Genomic DNA, 19841 nt, shown 5'->3' on the forward strand with positions numbered 1-19841 from the left:
GCAAGGTGCGCCCAGCCATCACCTCCGTCGAACACGGACCGGTGCACCCGTCGCAGTCTGACGTGTACGAGTCAAGCCTTGAAGAGGCTGCTCCCGCGCCGGTGTTCGTCGACCAGTCCGGTCTGCGCGGCCGGCTGCTGCGGGGCCTCGGCTGGCCGGTCTCGCTGGTCGGCGCGATCCTGGCGGTCGGCATGGCCAGCAGCATGGTCGGCATGCAGGCGGACGCCCCGGCGATGGGGATACCCGCGCATCCGCCTGTCCACTCGCCGGCCCCGTCGCCCACGCCCGTGACGTCGCCGTCACCCACCCCGTCGCACTCGCGCTCGCCGTCGCACTCGGCGTCGCCGTCGCACTCGCCGTCCTCGCCCAGGACGCCCTCGCGCTCCGCGACCCCCTCGACGAAGACCACACCGAAGTCGACGACCACCCCACGGCGTGGCGCGACGCCCTCGGGCCAGTCGACCAAGCAGCCCTGAACCGCCGCACCACCCATCTCCAGGAGCGCCATTGTCCCGCCACCAGCGCCGTCGGCAGTCCCTGCGGAGGCCGCGTCGGCTGGCCGCGCCGCCGCTGCGCTTCTTCATGCCGCTGTCCCTGCTGGCGTGCCTGCTCTCGCTCATCGTCCTGCGCGGCCTGGCCACCAACGAGGTGTTCCACGACGCCCGGGTCGCCGACTCGGCCGACCAGACGACCGTGCCGCAGGACCTGCTCAAGGGCGGCCCGATCATCGACGCGCGCGGCAGCAGGAACGACCACCCGGTGAGCTACAGCATCCCGGACCGCACCGTGGTCCTGAGCTTCGACGACGGCCCCTCGGAGGAGTGGACCCCGAAGATCCTGGAGATCCTCGCGGCCCGCGACGTCCGCGCGGACTTCTTCGTGACCGGCGCCATGACCGCCCGCAACCCGGACCTGATCCGGAAGATCGTGGCGGGCGGCCACGAGATCGGCCTGCACAGCTTCACCCACCCCGACCTGGCGTTCCAGTCGCACACCCGGATCAGCTGGGAGATGGCCCAGACCCAGCTGGCGCTGGCCGGCGTCGCGGGGGTGCACAGTTCGCTGTTCCGCCCGCCGTACTCCTCCAACTCGGCCGCGCTGGACGACTGGAGCTACCCGGTGATCAAGTACCTGGGTGCCCGCGGCTACGTCACCGCCTTCATCGACCACGACACCGACGACTGGAAGCGTCCGGGTGTGGACGCGATCGTCAAGGAGGGGCTGCCGGCCAAGCCCGGCGCGGGCGAGCTGATCCTGCTGCACGACGCCGGTGGCGACCGCTCCCAGACCGTCGAGGCGCTCGGCGTGCTCATCGACAAGCTGCGGGCCGACGGCTACCGCTTCGCCACCATCTCCGAGGCGCTCGGCGCCTCCAGCGCCACCACGCCGGTGCACGGCTTCCAGCTGTGGGCGGGCAAGGGCTACATCTGGGCCACCCAGCTGGCCCTGCACACCCTGCCGGTGCTGATCGGGCTGCTGGCCGTGGTCGGCTTCCTGAACTTCGGCCGGTTCGCGCTGATGCTGGTCCTCGCTCCGATCCACGCCCGCCGCGCCAAGCGGCAGGACGCCTGGGGCGAGCCCGTCACCAGGCCGGTCACCGTGCTCGTCCCGGCCTACAACGAGCGCGAGTGCATCGCCAACACCCTCAACTCGCTGGCCGCCAGTGACTACCCGATCGAGGTCATCGTCATCGACGACGGCTCCTCGGACGAGACCGCGGACATCGTCGAGGAGATGGACCTGCCGTTCGTCCGGCTGATCCGCAAGGTCAACGGCGGCAAGTCCAGCGCGCTCAACGTCGGCATCGAGGCCGCCTCGCACGACATCGTCGTGATGATGGACGGCGACACCGTCTTCGAGCCGTCCACCGTGCGCGAGCTGGTCCAGCCCTTCGGCGACCCGGGGATCGGCGCGGTCTCGGGCAACGCCAAGGTCGGCAACCGCGACACCCTGATCGGCGCCTGGCAGCACATCGAGTACGTCCTCGGCCACAACCTGGACCGCCGGATGTACGACATGCTCGGCATCATCCCGACCATCCCCGGCGCGGTCGGCGCCTTCCGCAAGGAGGCCCTGCAGGCCGTCGGCGGGATGAGCGACGACACCCTCGCCGAGGACACCGACATCACCATGGCGGTGCTCTGCGAAGGCTGGCGGATCGTCTACACCGAGCGCGCCCGCGCCTGGACCGAGGCCCCCGCCAGCCTCCAGCAGCTCTGGTCCCAGCGGTACCGCTGGAGCTACGGCTCGATGCAGGCGATGTGGAAGCACCGCCGCGCCGTCACCGCCGGAGGACCGGCCGGGCGCTTCGGCCGCCTCGGGCTGCCGCTCGTCGTGCTGTTCGGCGTGGTCGCCCCGCTACTGGCGCCGCTGGTCGACATCTTCCTGATATACGGCGTGCTGTTCGCGGACGCCGGGCTGACCCTCACCAGCTTCGGCGGCTTCCTGCTGATCCAGGCCGCGCTCTCCTGGTACGCCTTCCGGCTCGACCGCGAGAAGCCCTGGCATCTGATCAGCCTCCCGACCCAGCAGCTGGTCTACCGGCAGCTGATGTACATCGTCCTGCTGCAGTCCGCGATCACCGCGATGACCGGTGGCCGACTGCGCTGGCAGAAGCTCCGGCGCACCGGCGAGGTCGCCGCACCGGTGGAGGCGTGACCGAGAAGTCCCCCCGGGGGTCCTGGACAGCTTGATACGTCGAAGACGCGGTGGTGGCGCACGCGCAGGCCGGACCGGTTTCCGCGGATCAGGTGGTCGGGGCGGAGACCGGCGCCTCGGGAACGTTCTCCGTGGCCCACGGCACCCCGCGGCCTGCGGGCGTCCCCGCACGGCCGGGATCGAGCGGGGCGGTCGTCCACCTTGCCGCGCTGTTCGGTGACGGGCGCACGGTGGGGCGTAGCCGGGGAGGGCTAGGTTGGTGGGCGACGGTGTGCGAGCTCCTGGTAGGTGGGTGCGCCGTTGCCGTGGGGTCGGAGGAATGGGGGCATGCGTATGGCTGCGTGGCTGGTTCTGGCGGTGGGGGACGACCGCTCGCACGGGGGCAACGACGGGTACGACGATGAGCCGTCGCGGCATTACAGCTGGGACAGCACCGTCCCCAACCACGCCGCGATGCAGCCCGGTGACGTGATCGCGCTGTGGGACAAGAAGGCCCTGCTCGGCGTCTCGGTCATCGAGGACATCGCGACCGAGCAGTCCGAGAAGGACGTCTACAGCTGCCCGGCCTGCGGAAGGGCCAGTTTCAAGGCCCGCAAGACCAAGTTGCCGGTGTACGTGTGCTGGGACTGCGCGGCCGAGTTCGACGTCCCCAACACCCGCCGCAGATCCGTCACCACCTACCGCTCGCGACACGACGCGTTCTGGACGGACATGACCGGCCTCCTGACCGGACCCGTCCTGCGCTCGTTGTGCGACTCTCCGAAGTCGCAGAACAGCCTGCGCCCGATCCGGTGGGACAGGCTGAGTGCCGCGATCGAGGCGACCGGTGGGAGCACGGTGCGGATCGTCGACGCCGGCCGCAAGGGTTTCCACGGTGACCAGCAGGGTTTCCACGGCGACCGGTCCATGAAGGGCGGTCACCGTATCGTCACTGTCCGAGCCAGGCTCGGACAGCGGGCCTTCCGTCAGCGCCTGTTGGCCGAGCACGGCGACACCTGCGCGTTCACCGGCCCGACCCCACGTGCCGCCCTCGACGCAGCACACCTCTACAGCTACGCGGCCAACGGCGAACACCACGAGGACGGTGGCCTGCTCCTGCGTCGGGACCTGCACCGCCTGTTCGACCTGGGCCTGGTGGCGGTGCATCCCGAGCGGCTGACCGTGGACGTGTCCGTCCAGCTCGCCGCCTATCCGTCCTACGCGCAGCTTCAGGACGCCGCAGTGGTCTCCCGGTTGTCCAAGGGCCACGTGGCGTGGTTGGAGGCGCACTGGACGCTTCACCGCACCGGCGCGAGGTAGTTCCTGGAACGGTCACCGGCGAGGCCCGCGACCGTGATCGGAGTTCCCGTCGGACCCAGGTGGTGCGGCGGGTGCGTGCTCGGCGCGGGTGGCGGCGAGGACGGTGTGGCGGTGGCGGCACGCTTGCCTGGACGTGGGTCGGAGATTCGTCAGGTCTTGTCTGAAATCGGCTGCTTGTGCACGTGGAAGTGGATGCGCTCAGGAGTTGGACGGTGTTCCTAAGTGATCGTCAACTCATCTATAGTGACCAACAGTTGATCTGACAGGTGCGCGTCCCTATCGACGGCATCCGCTGGGCGACATCGCGGCCACGAGCATCCCAGAGGACTTTGATGACGGCGTCACCTCCCTTTCCTCGGCGCGGCTCGGAGCGTTCGCGGCTGCGTGGACCTGCTGCGGGGTTCCTGGCGGCGGTGCTGGTGGCCGGGGTGGTGGTGGCGGTGTCCGCCGCCGCCGTGCCCGGGTCGGCGCGGGCGGGGGTCGTCGTGGGCGGGGCCGTCCTCGCGGTTCTGTGCGGGGGTGCCGTGGCGGTGGCCGTGCATGGCGTGCGGTCCGCGCGGTGGCACCGGGCGGAGGCGGAGTCGATGTCCGGGGACGCCGACCGGCTGCTCCGGGAGCGGGACGGACTCGCTCGTGAACTCGGTTCCGAGCGGCACCGGTTGACGGACGAGTACACGCGCCGGATCGCGGCCCGGGCCGACGAGCACGCCCACCACGTCGCCACGCTCTCCGAGGAGGGCACGCTGCGGATCGCGGCACTGGAGGACGGGCACGAGCGCCTTCTCGCGAAGCTGTCGGAGGAGCACGCGGGCCGGATCGCGACGCTGGGCGAGTAGCACGAGCGGGTCGTCTCCGCACTGTCGGAGGAGTACGACCGGGAGCGTCTGCGGCTCACCGGGGAGAACGGCCGGCTGGCCGCGGCGGCCCGGCGGGCCGAGGACGACCGGGCTGCGGCGCTCGCCGCCTGTGCCAACGCGGCGGGCCGGCTGCAGGCGCTGGCCACCGGCATCCTGGCCGACCTGCGGGAGATGGAGGACCGGCACAGCGACGAGACGGTGCTCGGCGACCTGCTCCACCTGGACCACCGGGCGGCGCAGGCCGGCCGGATCGCGGACTCCGTCGCGGTGCTGACCGGGGCGCGCTCCGGCCGGCGGTGGGCCCGTCCGATCGGCATGGAGTCGATCCTGCGCGGGGCGATGGGCCGGATCGGCGGCTACCAGCGGGTGCGGGTGCACTCGGGCAGCGACGTGGCCGTCGCCGGGCACGCCGCCGAGGGTGTCATGCATGTGCTCGCCGAACTGCTGGACAACGCCGCGAACTTCTCGGCTCCGACGGCCGAGGTGCACGTGTACGTCGAGGAGGTCCCCGCCGGCGTGATCGTCTCGGTCGAGGACAGCGGCCTGGTGATGGGCGAGGTGCAGCTGGACCGTGCCAAGCGCGCCGTCTCGGGGGAGAGCACTGACCTCGGCGGCCTCACCGGCACCCGGCTGGGTCTTGCCGTCGTCGGCCGGCTGGCCCGCAAGCACGGTCTCTCGGTGTCGTTCCGGCCGTCCGCCCGCGGCGGCACCGGCGTGCTGGTGCTCATGCCGCACGAACTGCTGACCCGGGTCACCGCTCCGCAGCCGGGCTCGGCCCCCCGTACGTCGCTCGCGCTCGGTTCCGGTACGGCGGGCGGTGCGGGCCGCCCGGCCGCGCCTGCGGCTGCCCCGGCGGCCGCTCCTGCCACTGCCTCTGCCTCTGCCTCTGCCCCCGCTCCTGCCACCGCGCCGTACGAGCCGGGCCGGTCCGTCACCGCGGAGGAGGCTCCCGGCGCCGGGGGCCTGGCCCGCCGGCAGCGCGGGCAGACCCTTGCCGCTGCGGAGGGGGGCCGCCGTGAGAGCGTGCCGCCCCGGACGGCGCCGGGCACCAGCGCCGGCGCGGGCCTCGCCCGCTTCAGCAGCTTCCGCCAGGCCGTCCGCGGCACCTCGGCGGGCACCGTCCCGGTGCCCGGGCATCCGGAGCAGCCGGACGCCGAACCGATCACCGGCCGGGCCCCGGCCGCTTCCCCGTACCCGGAAGGTGACACCCCCCGATGACCGCCACCGTCAACGAGCCCACCCCGGCGTCCGCGTCCACCACCGACGGCACGCTGGACTGGCTCCTGGAGAACCTGCTCGCGCGCACCCCCGGCGCCCGGCACGCGCTCGCCCTCTCCCGTGACGGCCTGAAGCTCTGTCGCACGTCCGGGCTCTCCGTCGACCAGGCCGACCAGCTCGCGGCGATCGCCGCCGGCATCCAGTCCCTCTCGTACGGCGCGTCGATCGAGTTCGGCGACGGCTCCGGCGGTGTGCGTTCGGCGGTGACGGAGTTCTACGGCGGGCTGCTGTTCATCGTGGAGGCCGGCGAGGGCGCCCATGTGGCGGTCATCGCCACCGAGGAGGCGGACGCGGGGCTCGTCGGCCACAACGTCAGCGAGCTCGTCGAGCAGATCGGCGAGCACCTGCGCGCCGCACCCCGCCGCACCGAGCAGCCGTGAGCCGCCCCGGCAGGGACGACGCGCCGGACCGGCTGTACACCGTGACCGGCGGCCGCAGCCGTGCCGGGTCGGACGTCTTCGACCTGGTGACCCTGGTGGTCGCCGAGTTCGACACGGCGGTCGGCCTGCAGTCCGAGCACGCCGCGATCCTGCGGATGTGCCAGCGGCCCACCGCGGTGGTGGAGATCGCCGCCGAACTCCGGCTGCCGGTGAGCATCGTCCGCATCCTGCTCTCCGACCTGCTCGACACGGGCCGGATCAGCGCCCGCCATCCGCGCACCGCGGCGGCCGCCTACAGCCGTCCCGACCCCGACCTCCTGGAGCAGGTGCTCGTTGGCCTCCGCAACCTCTGAACGGCCGGGCGGCACCGGCCGGTCGGACGGCACCGACCTGCCCACCGGCAGCGGCCTGCCGGCCGACCCGGACCTGCCCACCGGCAGCGGCCGGCCGGCCGACCCGGACCTGCCGGCTGACCCGGACCTGCCCGACGGTACCGGCCTGCCGGCCGTGCGCACGGAGCTCCGGGCCACCTCCGACAACGGTCTCAAGATCGTCGTCGTCGGCGGCTTCGGTGTCGGCAAGACCACGATGGTGCGTTCCGTCAGCGAGATCCGCCCCCTCAGCACCGAGGAGACGATGACCCGCGCCGGGGAGGCCGTCGACGACGTCACGGAGGTCCGCGGCAAGGAGTCCACCACCGTGGCCTTCGACTTCGGCCGGATCACCCTGGACGCGCGCAACGTGCTCTACCTGTTCGGCGCCCCCGGGCAGGAGCGCTTCTGGTTCCTCTGGGACCGGCTGTTCTCCGGCACCCTCGGTGCCGTCGTGCTGGTCGACACCCGCCGGATCTCGGACTCCTGGTACGCCATCGACTGTCTGGAGGCGCACGGCACCCCGTTCATCGTGGCGTGCAACGAGTTCGACGGCCCCGTCCACACCGAGCAGGAGGTGCGCGAGGCCCTCGACCTCGACCCGAAGGTGCCGCTCGTCGTCTGCGACGCGCGCCTCCGGGACTCCAGCAAGCACGTGCTCATCACGCTGGTGCAGCACGTCCGATCCCTGTACGCCCTCCAGGAGACCTCCCAGTGACTGCCGAGACCGCCGAGACCGCCGAGACCGCCGACGGCCCCGCCCGCGTCCCCCTGTCGGGTGCCGAGTTCCAGACCGAACCCGCCGTGCTGTACCGGCGGATGCGGCAGGAGCACGGCACCGTGGCGCCCGTCGTGCTCGACGGCGACGTGCCCGCCTGGCTGGTGCTCGGCTACCACGAACTGCACCAGGTCACCGGCGACCCGGTGCTCTTCAGCCGCGACTCCGACCTGTGGAGCGAGTGGGACCGCATCCCGGAGGACTGGCCGCTGCGCCCGATGATCGGCCACAAGCAGCCGTCCATCCTCTACACCGTCGGCGAGCGGCACCGGGAGCGCGCCGCGATGGTGAGCAACGCCCTCGGCGCCGTCGCCCCCACCGAACTCCGCCTGCACGCCGAGCGGTTCGCGGACGAGCTGATCGACGCCTTCTGCGCCCGCGGCAGTGCGGACCTCGTCGGCGACTACGCGATGCTGCTCCCGGTGCGCGTGCTTGCCCGGCTCTACGGCTTCTCCGACGGGCAGGGGCCCGGCCTGGTCTCCGCGATGAACGACATGATCGACGGCCAGGACCGCGCGATGGCCGGGATGATGCACCTGGGCGCGTCGATGCAGAGCCTCCTCGCGGACAAGCACGCCGTGCCCGGCGACGACGTCGTCTCCCGGATGCTCGCCGACACCTCCGGCTTCACCGACGAGGAGGTCGCGCAGGACCTGATGGTCATGATGGCGGCCGGCCACCAGCCCACCGCCGACTGGATCGGCAACTCGCTGCGGCTGATGCTCACCGACAACCGGTTTGCCGCCTCCCTCTTCGGCGGACGCAACAGCGTCGCCGAGGCCATGAACGAGGTGCTCTGGGAGGACACCCCCACCCAGAACGTGGCGGGCCGCTGGGCCTCCCGCGACACCCGGCTCGGCAACCGCCACATCAGGGCCGGCGACATGCTGCTGCTGGGCCTGGCCGCCGCCAACTCCGACCCGCGGGTCCGCACCGACGGCGCCGCCCTCACCGGCGGGAACAACGCGTTCTTCTCCTTCGGTCACGGTGAGCACCGCTGCCCGTTCCCGGCGCAGGAGATCGCCGAGGTGGTCGCCCGGACCGCCATCGAGGTCGTCCTCGACCGGCTGCCCGACATCGACCTGGACACCCCCGCCGAAACGCTCTCCCGCCGGCCGTCCCCCTGGCTGCGCGGCCTGACGGAGCTCCCCGTGCGATTCACCCCGACCCCGACCCTTGGAGGCACGACGAGATGACTTCTTCCAGCGGCACGCGCATCGTTCTCGACCCCTTCGTCACCGACCTGGACGGCGAGAGCGCCCGGCTGCGGGCCGCCGGCCCCCTCGTCGAGGTCGAACTCCCCGGCGGTGTGCCCGTCTGGGCCGTCACGCGGCACGCCGAGGCCCGCCAACTGCTCACCGACAAGCGGTTGGTCAAGGACATCAACCTGTGGGGCGCCTGGCAGCGCGGCGAGATACCCGCCGACTGGCCGCTGATCGGGCTCGCCAACCCGGGCCGCTCCATGCTCACCGTGGACGGCGCGGACCACCGCCGGCTCCGTACGCTCGTCGCCCAGGCCCTCAGCCCGCGCCGCGTCGAGCTGATGCGCGAACGCGTCGCCGAGCTGACCACCGGACTGCTGGACGGCCTCGCCGACCGGCCGGCGGACGAAGTGGTCGACCTGAAGGCGGAGTTCGCCTACCCGCTGCCGATGTACGTCATCAGCGAGCTGATGGGCCTGCCCGAGGACGGCCTGCCCCGGCTCAAGGTGCTCTTCGAGAAGTTCTTCTCCACCCAGACCCCGCCCGCCGAGGTGCTCGCGACCCTCGCCGAACTCGGTGGCCTGATGGGCCAGGTGGTCAAGGCCCGCCGCGAGGAGCCCGGGGACGACCTCACCAGCGCCCTGATCCTCGCCTCCGACGGGGACGACCGGCTCACCGACGAGGAGATCCTCAACACCCTCCAGCTGATGATGGCGGCCGGCCACGAGACCACCATCTCGCTGATCGTCAACGCCGTCGTCAACCTCTCCACCCACCCCGAGCAGCTCGCGCGGGTGCGCGCCGGCGAGGTCGGCTGGGACGCGGTGGTCGAGGAGACCCTGCGCTGGTCCACCCCGACCTCGCACGTGCTGATCCGGTTCGCCGCCGAGGACGTGCCGGTCGGTGACGCGGTGATTCCCGCGGGAGACGCCCTGATCGTCTCCTACGCCGCCATCGGCCGCGACGAGGAGGCCCACGGGCCCACCGCCGGCGAGTTCGACGTGACCCGCTCGCCCAACCGCCACATCGCCTTCGGCCACGGGCCGCACGTCTGCCCCGGCGCCGCGCTCTCCCGCCTCGAAGCCGGCGTGGCCCTGCCCGCCCTCTACGCGCGCTTCCCGGACCTCCACCTGGCCGTCCCGCGCACCGAACTGCGCAACAAGCCGGTCCTCACGCAGAACGACCTCCAGGACCTCCCCGTCCGCCTCCGCTGACACCTCCCCGCTCCCGCCCGCACCTCCCCGCTCCCGCCCGGCCGGGACGGCCCGTGAGGCCGGCACGGGTGCCGGGGGTGGTGCCGGTGCCGCTATTCCGACGAAGCCGCAGGTCCGCCGACCTGCGGCTTTTTCGTGCCCGGAGCCGGGGTGGCGCCGCGGGGGACCCCGCGGCAGGACCGGTGCCCCGGTGGCGGGATCCGCGCGACGGCGCCCCGCGGGCGGGACGCACGGCGATACGCGGGGGATACCGGGCCGGGTGAGGATGGCCGGGCGGGTGCCGTTCACCCGGGCCGGTCGACGTGCCCGGTGTGCGCGGGGCCGACCGGTCGCGGCCGGTCGGCCCGTCGCGTCCGCGTGTCCGGCGTGCAGGGCGTGTACGGAGGGGGGTTGTGCTGTGAGATCGCCGATCGGCGTCCGGTGCAACCCCGGTGACCGGCCCCGGGCACGTCGTGCGGACACCGCGCCCGCTTCCCGGGGCTGTTGACGGGCCTGCCCGCCCCGCCCGTCCGCCCGCGGTGCCGCGCACGGCCGTTCCGTGCGCGCCGTCGGCCCACCACTACGCGAGGGATCGCCCTTGTCCGAACACACCGATTTCGACGGGTTGAGCCTGCTGGTCCGTACGTACCCGGCGTCCGCCGTCGATGCGGCGATCGCCTCGTGCGGCCGCACCGAGCAGCGCCGGCGGCGGTTGTCCGCCCGGTTGATGGTCTACTTCGTGCTGGCCATGGCGCTGTTCGCACCCGCGCCGTACCTGGAGGTGATGCGGCGGCTGACGTCCGGGCTGTGCCGGGCCGGGCTGTGGGAGGACGGACCGCTGCCGACCAAGGCGAGCATCTTCCAGGCCCGCGAACGCCTGGGCGCGGGCCCGTTACGCGAGTTGTTCCGTTCCTGCGTGCGCCCGTCGGCAGGCCCGGACACGCCGGGCAGCCGCTGGCGGGGGCGGCCGGTGCTGCTGGTCGAGGAGCACGCCGTCGACCTCCCGGACGGTTCCGGCCGGGCGCGGCTGCCACTGGCCGGGCTGGTCGAGTGCGGCACCGGTGTCGTGCTCGACGCGGAGTGGGAGGCGCCCGATCCGGTCGGGGCGCTGCTGCGTTCGGTGGCGCCGGGGGCGCTCCTGGTGGTCGAGGGCGGGCCGTTCGGTCCGGAGGCGGCGGCCGCCGCGGCCGCCGGTGGCATCGGTGTGATCCGGCGACTGCCGTCCCCAGTGGTGCCGTTCCAGCCCGAACTCCGCCTCCGGGACGGTTCGTTCATCGTCAGCCGGGCGGGCCGCCCGTGGCGGGTCATCGGCCCCGACCTCGTCACCACCCTGCTCGACCCGGTCGAGGCACCGGCCCGCGAACTGCTGGGCGGCTACGTCATGGCGGGTGCCGCGCACGGCACGCTGCGCGCCGCCCTGCGCGGGCCCGACCCGGCGGGCGCCGGCCTCATCAGCCGGACGCCCGAGGGCATCGACCAGGAGCTGTACGGGCGGCTGCTGGTGCACCACGCCGCGCGGCGGTCCGCGCACGGGGCCCCGGCGGCCGCACGGGAGCACCGTGCGGCGTCCCGAGCGCCCGAACTCGCCTGCCGGCCCGTCGGCCGGCCCGCCCGTTCGTCCGTGATGACGGCAGTTGTGATGCGAACCCGTCACTAAACAAACGGCTTTGCCGCCGGAACGACCCCGGGGTTAGCGTTCCGGACGTCGGAGAAAGTCAATCCGGAATCCGGCTCCAGCACTCCACCAGGCGAAGGACGAACACATGCGTATCAAGGCTGCCATTGCGCTCGGTGCCGTCGGGCTCGCGCTCGCCACGGTCGGCGCGGGCACTGCGTCCGCGAGCAACTCGGCGACGCTCTACTACAACTCGAACTACGCCGGTAACTGGGTCAACTTCACGTCCAACGTGTCGAACTTCTCCGGTTACTACTTCATCGACGGCCAGCCGGTCAAGAACAACGCCGCCTCCGCGTGGAACTTCGGCACCAGCACGGCCACGATCTACTTCAACTCGAACTACGCGGGTGCCTCGGACCGCCTCGCGCCGGGCACCGGCCAGGCCCGTCTGGCGAACACCTACAACGAGAACGCCTCGCTGCGCTTCTCCTGAGCCCCACCGGCCGGCCGGGCCGGGTATCCCGGCCGGCCGCCCCGGCGCGCGCGTGCAGGCCGCCGCGCGCGCCGGACCCGACCGCCCGGCAGCACCGCCGACCGGCACCGGGTGAACCGCGGCCGCTGATCCGCAGCCGGTGAACCGCGGCCGCTGATCCGTATCCGTGCCGGTCCGCACAACCGCCGAGCTGCCGATCCGCGCGACGTCGTCCGGCACCCGCGCCTCGGCACAGCCCGCACCGCGTACTCCGCTCGTACTCCCCGTTCCGCACACCCTGGGAAGGACCACCCATGCGCATCAAGGCCGCCATCGCCGCCACCGCCACCGTCGCCGCCGCCCTCACCGGTCTCGCCGCGGGCACCGCCTCGGCCGACAACCACGTGGGCCTGTACTACAACTCGAACTACGCGGGTGACCAGGCGCACTTCTACAGCAACATCTCGGACTTCGCCGGGTACGTCTTCATCCACGGCCAGCCGATCAAGAACAACGCCGCCTCCGCGTGGAACTACGGCACCAGCACCGCCACGATCTACTTCAACTCGAACTACGCGGGTGTCTCGGACCGCCTCGCGCCGGGCACCGGCCAGGCCCGTCTGGCGAACACCTACAACGAGAACGCCTCGCTGCGCTTCTCCTGAACCGACCGGGCCGGCCGGGCCTCAGCCCGGCCGGCCCGCGCCGTCCCGGCGCACCGCCGTCGTCGCCGTCACCGCCGCACCCGGCGGGCGCCCGTACGGCGGGCCAGTCCCCCGCACCTCTGCACGCCACCGGTCCGACGAGGAGTCACCCAGGTCATGCCCGGTCGATCCCACCTCCGCCACGTCCTCGCCGCCGTCCTCGGCGCCGCGGCCGTCCTCGCCGCGGCCTCGGGCTGCTCGGGGCCCGCGGGCGCCGCGACCCCGGCGCCGGCTGCCACGCCCACCGTGCTCGACGCCACCGACCTCCGGCTCCCGGCCGCCGACTACCTGCTGACGCCGCAGGCCCGGCTCCGGATGGACCGTGCCTCGCAGGCACTGGTCACGGCCTGCGTGAAGCGGTACGGGCTGGAATTCACCGGCAGCCCGCCCGCCCCGCGCAGCGAGCCGGAGACGGTGACGGAAATGCGCTACGGAGTGGCGAACACCGAGCAGGCGCGGACCACCGGATATCACTTCGGGCCGGCGAACCGCGGTTATCTGCCGCCGACCGGTACGGCCGAACCGGCGCCGAACAAGGACGCCGGATATCAGCTCGTGCTGAACGGGAACGGGTCGCCGGGAAAGAACGACGGAACGGCCACGGAATACCGCGGTAAGCCCGTCGGTCCGGGTGGCTGCATGGCGGAGATGACGAAGAGGCTCTCGGGGCGTTCGACATTCCTCGGCGAGGCGGCGCTCGTGCAGCAGGTCGACGCCCGGAGTTTCGACGAATCACTGAAGGCGCCGGCCGTTCAGAAGGTTTTCCAGGCGTGGTCGTCCTGCATGCGTGACAAGGGATTCACCTACGCGACACCGCTCGACGCGGTGAACGATCCCGCGTTCGGCAAGCCCGAACCGGCCGCCGGCGAGCAGCGGACCGCCCAGGCCGACGTCGCGTGCAAGCAGCAGCACAACGTGGTCGGTGTCTGGTTCGCGACCGAGGTGGACCGGCAGAACGCGCTGCTGGCGCCGCACGCCGCCGAACTGCGGACCGTGAAGATCCAGATGGGCGAGCAGGACGCCGTGGTGACCGACGTGCTGCGCGGCGCAGACTGACCCTGCGTCACCGGTCGTCCCGCGCATGGCCCAGACTCTTCTGTGTTGTACCCGTCAGGAACATCGGGACTGCGAGCACAGTTCTCCCAGCACCCGATGATCATGAGTCGGGAGACCGAGGAGAGAATCAGTGGCCCGCAAACCGCGCCCCGTCGATCCGGCCGACGGGCCGATACCGGCCTTCGCCCACGCCCTCAGGAACGTCAGGGAGGACGCCGGCAACCCGACCTACCGCGCGCTCGCGGTCCTGGCCGGATTCAGTGCGACCACCCTGAGCGACGCCGCCGGAGGCGTCCGCCAGCCGAGCCTGGAGGTCACGCTCGCCTACGTCGGCGCGTGCGGCGGCGACGTGCCCGGCTGGGAGCGGCGCTGGCGTGAACTCGACGCCGTACTCGTGCAGGAACGCGCCGCCGCTGCGGGCTCCGCGGGCTCCGGTGCGGACGGACGCGTGGCGAAGGGGGCCCACCCGGTGCGGCCGGCCCCCCGGGACGAGCCGCCGGCCGAGGCCGGCCCGACGGTCGAGCCGACGGAATCGGCAGAGCGGACGGAACCGGCGGAACCGGCCGAACCCTCCGAACCGGCAAGGCCGGGAGCGCCGGGAGCCGCGCCCGCGCAGGTGCCCGAACTGCCGCCGCCCACCGAGGACCTCACGGCCGGTCCGGGCGTGACGGTGCCCGCCTGGGCCCGGTGGTCGGCGCTCGCCGCCGCGCTCGCCGTGGTCGTGCTCGCGGGGGTGTTCGCGGTCCGCCACGCCGGTGCCGACGGTGCGCCCGACATCGCCGCGTCGACGCCCGCCGCACCGCCGGAGTGCTTCCCCGACAGCCCGGCCGGCGTGTTCTCCGGTACGACCTACAACGTCAGTACGCAGATCAGGGCCGGTGCGAGCATCAGCGCACCGGTCCTTCGGCGTGCCCGCAACACCTGCTCGCTGCAGCTCACCGGGTACTGCCTGGGCGACGTCGTCGTGGACATCACCGCGGGCACGCCCGACATCCGGTGGTTCCAGGTCGAGGGCGGCGGGGTGGTCTCGTCCGCCGTGGTGCACGGCAACCCGCCGGGCGGCATGCAGCCGAGCGCCTGCCCGGACTCCGTGCCCGCGCCGACCGCGGTCGCCCTCTCCGCGGTGCGTCCCGGCGGCTCGGACTCGGTCGAACTGCGGGCCCGGGGCACCCAGGTGGCGATCGTCGGCTTCGCCGCGTACTTCGCCCCGCCGGGCGCCTCCGACATGACCCCGACGTGGCAGCAGATCGGGCTCACCGACACGGCGGCGCTGGGCTTTGCGACACCGTGGCGGATCGGGCCGCTGCAGGCGAAGGCGGCGCCGGGTGCGACCGTGCCCGTCGTGGCGGCGGCGTGCCTGGGCGGCGGGGGCCCGACCGCGGTGGTCGACGCCCGTCTGCTCCCGCTCTCCACGGAAAGCGGCACGGGCGCAGGCACGGGTACCGGCGCGGGCGGGAGCGGCGGAGGGGCGGCGCTGCCGCTCGCCGCCGTCCCGCCGGGGACGGACCTGGTGAAGGCGGCGCATGCCGCCTGCCGCTACCCGATGCGGGGCTGATCGGGGCCCGCCGTGCGGCGGATCCCCCGGAGGCCGGGCCCCGAGCTCCGTGGGATCCGCTGCGCGACCGGGACGATACGGCCGCGCCGGAGACCGGACCGGGCAACTGGCGCTGTGCGGTGGCGTTCTGTCGGACGGTCGGCGGGACGCGGCGCGGCCGTCCGTCCGTCCCCGTTCGGAGAGGCGACCCCGACCCGTGACACCCACCCGACTCCTGCGCCGGATGTCCGGCCTGGCCGCGACCGCGGCACCGGCCGCCGGAATCCTGACCCTCGGCCCCGCCCCCGCCGCCTCGGCGGCCACCGGCGGCGGGGCCGCCTCGCTCGCCGCGGTGAACGTCGGGCGGACGGCCGGTACCTGCGCCACCACCCCGACCCCGGACCCCCGGGCCGTGGGCCCCGATCCCGCGGGCCGACCCTGCCGACCTGCGGCGGAGCGGGCCCGGAGCCGTTGACCGGAATTGATTGAAAGGCGGCGGCGAGGCTCCTGGACAGCTCCGTGGCGGGCTTGGATCTGATCAGGCGGCCGGTGACGCACAGCGCACAGCGTGCGGCACCGGCCGCCGGAGCCGTCGTCGGGAGCACAGGGGAGCGGGCGGATGGAATTCGGGATCCTCGGACCACTGCAGATCAGGATCGGCGCCGCGGTGCAGGTCGTTCCGGCGGCCAAGCAGCGGGTGCTGCTCGCCGCGCTCCTCGTCCGCCGCGGCCAGGTGGTGCCCGCCGAACAGTTGGCCGACGCCGTCTGGGGCGCGCACCCACCGTCCAGCGCGGCCACCACCCTGCGCAACTACGTCATGCGGCTGCGCAAGGGGCTCGGTGAGGCCGGTGAGCGCATCGAGACGCACGCCGGCGGCTATCTCGTCCGGGTCGCGCCGGGCGAGTTCGACGCCGACCGCTTCACCGCCCTGCGCGCCCTCGGCGCGGACGCGCTGCGCGACGGCGCACCCGACCGCGCGGTCGGGCTGTTCGAGGAGGCGCTCGCGCTCTGGCGCGGACCCGCCCTGGCCGACGTCGACTCGGACACGCTGCGCCTCACCGAGGCCGGGCGGCTCGCCGAGGCGAGGCTCGACGTGCAGGAGTGCAGGCTCGGCGCCGAGCTGCGGCTCGGCCGGCACAGCGGCCTGCTGGGCGAACTGCGCGCGCTGACCGCGAGCCATCCGGAGCGGGAACGGTTCTGGGTGCTGCTCATGACGGCGCTCTACCGCAGCGGCCGCCAGTCGGAGGCGCTGACGGCCTACCAGGAGGTGCACCGCATCCTCGGCGAGGAGATGGGGGTCGAGCCCGGGGCCGAGTTGCGGACCGTCCACCGCCGCATCCTGCGCGCGGACCCCGCACTGGACGGTCCGTCCGAGGTGCCCCCGCGCCCCGGCCCCCCGGCGGCGCCGACCGGACAGGGCCACGCCGACGGGAGGCGCCGGCACCCCGGCGGGCAGCCGGGCCGCGCCGACGGGCGGCGGACACGCGCCACGCCGCAGCCGGGCCGCACCGCCCCGCAGCCCGGTCCCTCCGACCCGCGTCCGGGGTATGCCGCCGTGCAGCCGGAGCATGTCCGGCCGTTCCAGCTGCCGCCGGACGTACCCGACTTCACGGGCCGCGACGCCGTGCGCGCCGAGCTCACCGCCCGGCTCGCGGCCCGCGGACGGCGGGCGCCGTTCGTCGCCGCGGTGTCGGGCGGGCCGGGGTCCGGCAAGACCGCGCTCGCCGTCCACCTCGCGCACGCCGCCCGTGCCCAGCACCCGGAGGGCACCCTCTTCGCGGTGCTGCGCGGCAGCACACCGGTGCCCGCCGAACCCGCCGCCGTGCTGCACGGCTTCCTCACCGCGCTCGGCGTGCCGGGGGAGTCCGTCCCGGCGGGCGTCGAGGCGCGTACCGCACTGTTCCGCTCGCTGATCGCCGGGCGGCGGATGCTGGTCGTGCTCGACGACGCCCGGGACACCGCGCAGGTGCGGCCGCTGCTCCCCGCCGATCCCGGTCACGCGGTGCTGGTCACGGGCCGCGGACGGTTCACCGACCTTGAGGGCGCGCAGCCGGTGGTGCTCGGCGGGCTGGGCGAGGCGGCCGCCCGGGTCTTCCTCGCGCGGGCGGCGGGCACGGGCCGTGCCTGCACGGACCCGGATGCCGCGGCCGCGCTCGTCCGGGCCTGCGACGGCCTGCCGCTGGCCCTGCGGGTCTGCGCCGCCCGGCTGTCCGCCCGGCCGTCGTGGAGCGTGCGCGACCTGGCCGCGCTGCTCGCGGACGACCGCCGGCTGCTGGACGCGCTGCGGGCCGGCGACCTGGACGTGCGGGCCGCGCTGTCCGGCGCGTACGACGCCCTCGCCCCGGCGGCCGCCCGGGCCCTGCGCCTGCTGGCCCCGGCCGACGGCCTCCCGGCCGTGCGGGTGCCGGCGGCCGCCCGGGTGCTCGGCGAGTGCGAGCCGCGGACGGAGCAGCTGCTGGAGCAGCTCGTCGACGCGCACCTGCTCACCGCCGCCGGCCGCGGGGAGTACCGCTACCCGCGGCTCGTGCGGGTGTTCGCGCGGGAGTGCAGCGGCCGGGTGGACGGCGTCCTCGCGCAGCGGCGCGCCGGACAGGCCGCCCTGCAGGGCGCACCGGCTGCCGCGCTGGCCTGCTGACGGCCGGACGCCGGGGCGGGCGCAGACGTACGGGCGGGCGGCCCGCCAGGCCCCCCGCCCGTACGCCTCCTGCCCGTACGCCTCCTGCCCGTACGTCTCCTGCCTGTACGTCTCCCGGGCCGTCAGCTCCGCACGCCGGTCCGCGGGGTGGTGGCGGTGGCGTCGGCGGTGTCCGTCGACCGGACCGGCGCGGTGACCGGCTCCGCGACCGGCTCCGTGACCGGCTCCGTGACCGGCGCGGTGGCCGCGGGCACGCCCGTCCGGCGGGACGGGACGAGCAGCGCCGCGAGGGCCGCGGCCAGGCAGAACACGGCGAGCAGGGTGAAACCGTGGGTGTAGCCCGAGGCGTACGGGAGGCCGGAGGGCTGGAGGTGGCCGGTGACGAGCCCGGTCATGAGGGCGGCGCCGACGGAGCCGCCGATGGTGCGGATGTTGGCGTTCATGCCGGTGGCGGCGCCGGTCCGGTCGGCGGGCACGCTCTGCACGATGAGGTTGCTCATGGAGGCGAAGGCGAGGCCGATGCCGAGCCCGAACACCCCGGCGGCCAGGCCGACCTGCCACGGCTGGGCGTGCCAGGCGGCGAGGATCGCGCAGGCGGCCGCGCCGAGCACGGCGCCCGTGGTGAGCTGCGCCTTCGCGGGGAAGCGTCCGGCCAGGCGGCCGCTGAGGACGCCCGCGGCGAACATCGTGACGAGCATCGGCAGCATGAGCAGCCCGGCGCCGGTGACGCTCGCGCCGAAGCCATAGCCCGCGGAGGCGGGGGCCTGCGTGAAGCCGGGGAGGAAGGCCCACACCGCGTACATGCCGCCGCCGAACAGCAGGGCGGCCGTGTTGGTCGTCCACACGGCGGGGAGCCGCATGATGCGCAGGTCGATCAGGGGGTTGCGGGAGCGGCCCTCGACGACGGCCCAGACGGCGAAGAGGACGACGGCGGCTGCGAGCAGGCCGATCACGAGGGGGGAGCCCCAGCCCCAGCTCGACGCCTGGCTGATGGGCAGCAGCAGGGCGACGAGCCAGCCGGAAAGGAGCGCCGAGGCGAGCCAGTTGACGCTGCCGTGGGTGCGGTTCGGCGACTCGGGCACGTACCGGTGGGCGATCAGTGCGGTGATCGCCACGATGATCACGGGGAACCAGAACAGCCAGCGGTAGTCGAGCGCGCCGACGATCGGCCCGGCGAGCACCATGCCGAGGCCGCTGCCGACCGCGATGACGGCGGAGAGGTTGCTGATGCTGGCGGGCACCCGGCCCGCGGGGAACTCGTCGCGGATGATGCCGAACGACAGGGGGAACAGCGCGCCGGCGATGCCCTGGATCACCCGGGCGATGATCAGCACCGTGATGTTGGGCGCGAGGGCGGCGACCAGGCAGCCGACCAGCAGGGCGACCAGGGCGGCGACGAGGGTGCGCTTCTTGCCGGCCAGGTCGCCGACGCGGCCGAGGATCGGCGTGAAGACCGAGGCGGAGAGCAGGTAGGCGGTCATCACCCAGGTGACCGTGGCCTGCGAGGTGTGCATCGCCTGCTGGACGGTCGGCAGGGCGGGCGTGATCAGCGACTGGAGCAGGGCGTAGACGCCGGCGCCGGTGGCGAGGACGCCGAAGGTGAGGCGGTTGGAGGCAGGCTTCGGACGGAGTGAGGCGCGGGTCATCGAACCTTCTCGGGACGCGGGTTTTCTCGGACGCGGCACATCGGGACGCGGGCACGCGGGACGGTGCGGGCGGTGCGGTGCACGGACGGTGCAGGGCGCGGACGTGCGGTGCGGGCGGGCGGTGCAGGCGGAGCGGGGGCGGCGGCACGGCGGCCGGTGG

The 19841-nt window shown here is 73.8% G+C and carries 17 protein-coding genes and 1 pseudogene; 17 read left to right on the plus strand and 1 reads right to left on the minus strand.

The genetic code is table 11. From position 1 onward, the window contains the following. Positions 1 to 5 precede the first annotated feature (5 nt). The 17 genes and pseudogenes from SNE206_RS02550 (at position 6) to SNE206_RS02630 (ending at position 18035) form a co-directional block, all read left to right on the plus strand. A complete protein-coding gene (locus SNE206_RS02550; RefSeq protein ID WP_407911658.1) occupies positions 6 to 476 on the plus strand; it encodes a hypothetical protein in 471 nt (156 codons plus the stop codon). Positions 477 to 582: 106 nt separating this feature from the next. Next, the gene (locus tag SNE206_RS02555) at positions 583 to 2658 is read left to right on the plus strand and encodes a bifunctional polysaccharide deacetylase/glycosyltransferase family 2 protein (RefSeq protein ID WP_407911970.1); all 2076 of its coding nucleotides are present in this window, start codon (positions 583 to 585) and stop codon (positions 2656 to 2658) included. A 327-nt stretch (positions 2659 to 2985) separates the two neighbouring features. Then, complete coding sequence (locus SNE206_RS02560) at positions 2986 to 3957, plus strand: HNH endonuclease (RefSeq protein WP_407911659.1); 972 nt, start codon at positions 2986 to 2988, stop codon at positions 3955 to 3957. A gap of 332 nt (positions 3958 to 4289) precedes the next feature. Next, on the plus strand, positions 4290 to 4793 hold the full coding sequence (locus tag SNE206_RS02565) for a hypothetical protein (RefSeq protein WP_407911660.1): 504 nt from the start codon (positions 4290 to 4292) through the stop codon (positions 4791 to 4793). A 21-nt stretch (positions 4794 to 4814) separates the two neighbouring features. Further along, positions 4815 to 6032: pseudogene (locus tag SNE206_RS02570) on the plus strand (sensor histidine kinase); the annotation flags it as partial. Beyond that, a complete protein-coding gene (locus SNE206_RS02575) occupies positions 6029 to 6472 on the plus strand; it encodes a roadblock/LC7 domain-containing protein (RefSeq protein WP_405010978.1) in 444 nt (147 codons plus the stop codon). The pseudogene SNE206_RS02570 and the gene SNE206_RS02575, both read left to right, overlap by 4 nt. Continuing rightward, positions 6469 to 6825: a DUF742 domain-containing protein gene (locus SNE206_RS02580; RefSeq protein ID WP_407911661.1), complete on the plus strand. Its 357-nt coding sequence runs from the start codon at positions 6469 to 6471 to the stop codon at positions 6823 to 6825. Before SNE206_RS02575 ends, SNE206_RS02580 begins: the two co-directional genes overlap by 4 nt. Before the next feature lie 154 nt (positions 6826 to 6979). After that, a complete protein-coding gene (locus SNE206_RS02585; protein ID WP_407911971.1) occupies positions 6980 to 7561 on the plus strand; it encodes a GTP-binding protein in 582 nt (193 codons plus the stop codon). Further along, positions 7558 to 8817: a cytochrome P450 gene (locus SNE206_RS02590; protein WP_407911662.1), complete on the plus strand. Its 1260-nt coding sequence runs from the start codon at positions 7558 to 7560 to the stop codon at positions 8815 to 8817. Before SNE206_RS02585 ends, SNE206_RS02590 begins: the two co-directional genes overlap by 4 nt. After that, positions 8814 to 10037: a cytochrome P450 gene (locus SNE206_RS02595; RefSeq protein ID WP_407911663.1), complete on the plus strand. Its 1224-nt coding sequence runs from the start codon at positions 8814 to 8816 to the stop codon at positions 10035 to 10037. Before SNE206_RS02590 ends, SNE206_RS02595 begins: the two co-directional genes overlap by 4 nt. Before the next feature lie 577 nt (positions 10038 to 10614). Further along, positions 10615 to 11673 carry a transposase domain-containing protein gene (locus SNE206_RS02600; protein WP_407911665.1) on the plus strand — a complete coding sequence of 353 codons (1059 nt, stop codon included), beginning with the start codon at positions 10615 to 10617 and terminating at the stop codon, positions 11671 to 11673. Positions 11674 to 11779: 106 nt separating this feature from the next. Next, positions 11780 to 12127 carry a peptidase inhibitor family I36 protein gene (locus tag SNE206_RS02605; RefSeq protein ID WP_407911666.1) on the plus strand — a complete coding sequence of 116 codons (348 nt, stop codon included), beginning with the start codon at positions 11780 to 11782 and terminating at the stop codon, positions 12125 to 12127. Between the two features lie 293 nt (positions 12128 to 12420). Next, positions 12421 to 12771: a peptidase inhibitor family I36 protein gene (locus SNE206_RS02610; protein ID WP_407911667.1), complete on the plus strand. Its 351-nt coding sequence runs from the start codon at positions 12421 to 12423 to the stop codon at positions 12769 to 12771. Between the two features lie 285 nt (positions 12772 to 13056). Continuing rightward, the gene (locus SNE206_RS02615; RefSeq protein WP_407911668.1) at positions 13057 to 13866 is read left to right on the plus strand and encodes a hypothetical protein; all 810 of its coding nucleotides are present in this window, start codon (positions 13057 to 13059) and stop codon (positions 13864 to 13866) included. Positions 13867 to 13996: 130 nt separating this feature from the next. Further along, entirely contained in the window at positions 13997 to 15421 is a 1425-nt protein-coding gene (locus SNE206_RS02620) for a hypothetical protein (protein WP_407911669.1), read from the plus strand. A gap of 196 nt (positions 15422 to 15617) precedes the next feature. Beyond that, the gene (locus SNE206_RS02625) at positions 15618 to 15875 is read left to right on the plus strand and encodes a hypothetical protein (protein WP_407911670.1); all 258 of its coding nucleotides are present in this window, start codon (positions 15618 to 15620) and stop codon (positions 15873 to 15875) included. A 144-nt stretch (positions 15876 to 16019) separates the two neighbouring features. Next, positions 16020 to 18035 carry a BTAD domain-containing putative transcriptional regulator gene (locus SNE206_RS02630; protein WP_407911671.1) on the plus strand — a complete coding sequence of 672 codons (2016 nt, stop codon included), beginning with the start codon at positions 16020 to 16022 and terminating at the stop codon, positions 18033 to 18035. 122 nt (positions 18036 to 18157) lie between these two features. Here the strand turns inward: SNE206_RS02630 and SNE206_RS02635 are convergent, their stop codons facing one another. Continuing rightward, positions 18158 to 19681, minus strand: coding sequence for an MFS transporter (locus tag SNE206_RS02635; RefSeq protein WP_407911672.1), 1524 nt, complete (start codon positions 19679 to 19681; stop codon positions 18158 to 18160). Positions 19682 to 19841 lie beyond the last annotated feature (160 nt).

The organism is Kitasatospora sp. NE20-6 (assembly GCF_045862635.1).

Bases quoted from the DNA above. Each gene is read 5' to 3' on its own strand.
- SNE206_RS02575 (WP_405010978.1), top strand. From the start codon at position 6,029: ATGACCGCCACCGTCAACGAGCCCACCCCGGCGTCCGCGTCCACCACC.
- SNE206_RS02610 (WP_407911667.1), top strand. From the start codon at position 12,421: ATGCGCATCAAGGCCGCCATCGCCGCCACCGCCACCGTCGCCGCCGCC.
- SNE206_RS02595 (WP_407911663.1), top strand. From the start codon at position 8,814: ATGACTTCTTCCAGCGGCACGCGCATCGTTCTCGACCCCTTCGTCACC.
- SNE206_RS02560 (WP_407911659.1), top strand. From the start codon at position 2,986: ATGCGTATGGCTGCGTGGCTGGTTCTGGCGGTGGGGGACGACCGCTCG.
- SNE206_RS02555 (WP_407911970.1), top strand. From the start codon at position 583: ATGCCGCTGTCCCTGCTGGCGTGCCTGCTCTCGCTCATCGTCCTGCGC.
- SNE206_RS02630 (WP_407911671.1), top strand. From the start codon at position 16,020: ATGGAATTCGGGATCCTCGGACCACTGCAGATCAGGATCGGCGCCGCG.
- SNE206_RS02565 (WP_407911660.1), top strand. From the start codon at position 4,290: ATGACGGCGTCACCTCCCTTTCCTCGGCGCGGCTCGGAGCGTTCGCGG.
- SNE206_RS02605 (WP_407911666.1), top strand. From the start codon at position 11,780: ATGCGTATCAAGGCTGCCATTGCGCTCGGTGCCGTCGGGCTCGCGCTC.
- SNE206_RS02635 (WP_407911672.1), bottom strand. From the start codon at position 19,681: ATGACCCGCGCCTCACTCCGTCCGAAGCCTGCCTCCAACCGCCTCACC.